We start from the raw sequence: 400 nt of genomic DNA, 5'->3' as shown, positions 1-400 counted from the left end.
CTGGCGCGGCAGGTGCGCGCCTTCGATCCGTGGCCGGTCGCCGAGGCGGTGCTGGCCGGCGAGCGGGTGCGGGTGCACGGTGCGATCGCGCTGGACCTGGCCCACGCGCAGCAGCCGGGCACGGTGCTGACCGCGTCCAGGCAGGGCATCGACATCGCCTGCGGCCAGGGCGCGCTGCGCCTGCGCGTGCTGCAGCGCGACGGCGGCAAGGCGATCACCGCCGCCGACTACCTCAACGCACGGCGCGACCTGTCGGTCCTGGCCTGAGGCGTCGACCATGCCTGCGTACGCCGCGTTGGGCCCGGCAGGCGCGGCTGTGGCCGCCTCCGCGCTGCGGCGCGGGCGGGCGTCCACTGCGTCGCGCCCCCCCATCATCCGCACGCGCAACCACGACACGGCA

At 76.8% G+C, this 400-nt stretch carries 1 pseudogene; it reads left to right on the top strand.

The window, feature by feature from the left end:
• Positions 1–267: pseudogene (locus D588_RS25870) on the top strand (methionyl-tRNA formyltransferase); the annotation flags it as partial.
• Positions 268–400: the final 133 nt, after the last annotated feature.

It is taken from the genome of Xanthomonas sp. SHU 308 (genome assembly GCF_000364645.1).
Classification (GTDB): Bacteria; Pseudomonadota; Gammaproteobacteria; order Xanthomonadales; family Xanthomonadaceae; genus Xanthomonas_A; species Xanthomonas_A sontii.
The sequence above is the reverse complement of the archived record's forward strand: the minus strand, read 5'-3'. Positions and strand labels throughout refer to the sequence as shown.